The sequence below is a fragment of the Streptomyces sp. SID5785 genome (assembly GCF_009870065.1).
In the GTDB taxonomy this organism is placed as follows: domain Bacteria; phylum Actinomycetota; class Actinomycetes; order Streptomycetales; family Streptomycetaceae; genus Streptomyces.
The window spans coordinates 1-2,011 of sequence record NZ_WWIA01000833.1; the positions used below are offsets into that span (position 1 = coordinate 1).

At 76.8% G+C, this 2,011-nt stretch carries 2 protein-coding genes; one reads left to right on the plus strand and one right to left on the minus strand.

The genetic code is table 11. From position 1 onward, the window contains the following. Positions 1-926: FAD-dependent monooxygenase (locus GTW43_RS26955; protein WP_161304566.1), on the minus strand; the 926-nt coding region annotated here is incomplete at its 3' end. 144 nt (positions 927-1,070) lie between these two features. Here GTW43_RS26955 and GTW43_RS26960 point away from each other — a divergent pair. Next, entirely contained in the window at positions 1,071-1,730 is a 660-nt protein-coding gene (locus GTW43_RS26960; RefSeq protein WP_161304567.1) for a TetR/AcrR family transcriptional regulator, read from the plus strand. Positions 1,731-2,011 lie beyond the last annotated feature (281 nt).

Sequence of the window (2,011 nt, forward strand, 5' to 3'; positions counted from 1 at the left end):
AGGGTGGGCGCCATCGCGTGCGCCGCGTCGCCGAGCAGGGCGACCCGGCCGCGGTGGAAGGCGGGGAGCGGGTCGGCGAGGTCGTGGACGTCGTGGCGCAGCACCCCGTCCGGCTCGGCCGCGTCGAGGATCGCGGGGACGGGGTGGTGCCAGCCCCCGAAGAGGCGCCGCAGTTCCGCCCGCTCGTCGCCGTCGGGTGCGCGGCCCCCGGCCGGGGTGACGGCCGCGGCGTACGCGTAGACGGTGCCGTCGGCGAAGGGGTGCGTGCCCCACAGCCGGCCGGGCCCCCAGGTTTCGTGCGGGGCGAACGGCCGCGCGGGCGGCGGCACGAGCAGCCGCCAGGTGGTGAACCCGGCGTAGGTGGCACCGGGGTGCGTGGGGAACAGCGCGCCGCGCACGGCGGAGCGGACGCCGTCGGCACCGACGACGAGCTCGGCGGTGAGGTCGCCGTCGGGCGTCGCCACCCGGGCCGGGCGCGCCGGGTCGGCCGGGTCTCCCGGGTCGACGAGGCGGCCCTCGGTCGCCGTGCGCACCGCGCCGTCGGGGAGGCCCGCGGCGAGCTTGCCGACGAGTGTCGCGCGGTGCAGCAGCACGAGGGTGCCGCCGAACCGTTCGCTCGCACGCTGCGGGTCGGCGCGCGACAGCCAGCGGCCCGCCGGGGTCCTGAGTCCGCCGTCGCCCTCCCAGGCGGCGAGGGAGCGGATCTCGTCGCCGAGTCCGACCACGTCGAGGGCGCGCTGTGCGTTCGGCGCCAGCGCGATGCCGGCGCCGACGGGGGCCAGTGCGGTGGCCCGCTCCAGGACCGTGACGTGCCAGCCGGTGCGGTGGAGCGCGAGGGCGGCGGTGAGGCCGCCGATCCCGCCGCCGATCACGATGGCCCGGGCCTGCCGCGGCGCGGCGTCCGTGTGCCCGTCGTCCGATGTCATGACGCCTCCCGGAGTCACGGGGCGCACTCCCGCACCCCTCGCACTACATCTGTAGTGACCTCTGGAGTCGACGGTACTACATCTGTAGTGATACCGGCCGCAGATGCCGACTACAGATGTAGTCGGCGCGGTAGATTGCCTCCCATGAACCGCCCGTCGCCCGCCCCCTCCGCCGCATCCGCACCCGGCGCCTCCACCGCGCCCGGCCCCACCGGCGAGCTCCCCCGCGCCGACCGCATCGGGGACGCCGCGCTGGTCCTGCTCGCCGAACGCGGGATGCGCGGCCTGACGCACCGCGCCGTGGACGAGACCGCGGGCCTGCCGCAGGGCTCCACGTCGAACCACGCGCGCACCCGGCTGGCCCTGCTGGAGACCGCGGTGCGACGCCTCGCGGTGCGCGAGGGACAGGTGCTGTCCCTCGAGGAACTGCCCGACCCGGCCGGCGGACCGGCCGCCCTCGTGGACGGCATGGCACTCGCGCTGCACCGCTACCTGACCCGCCATCCCCAGCTGCTCGTCTGCCGCTACGAGTTGGCCCTGGAGGCCACGCGCAGGCCCGAGCTGCGCGCGTTCTTCGACGAGGCCGGGCACCAGTTCCGCCGCCCGCTCACCGAGCTGCTGCGCGCCGCGGGCTCCACCGCCCCCGAGCGGCACACGCTCTCCCTCGTGGCCTGGAGCGAGGGGATCATGTTCTCGTGCGTGGCCGGCACCTACCACGCCTCGGTGCCGGGTCTTGAGGAACTGCGCGCCGGATACACGGAGTTGCTGCACGGCATGCTCGACGGTCCCCGCCCCGGCGCCTGAGGCGGGCGGACCGGGGCGCACACGGCACCCGCACGCCCCCCGTTTCACCCGTGCGGGGCATCCTTCGCCCGCCACGGTTCCCCCGGCGTCCCGGTGTCCCGCACAGTGGCGCGGTGCTGAGAAAGATCCGTCCCGCCTCGCTGCTGCTCACCGCGGCCGCGGCCGTCAGTGCCGCCGCCTCCGCCGGCTGCGTGAGCGTGTCCACGCCCGACGGCCCGGACCACCGCCCCTCCCCCTCCGCGAGCGCGCCGGAAACCCGCCCCGACGGGCGCGCGGACCGG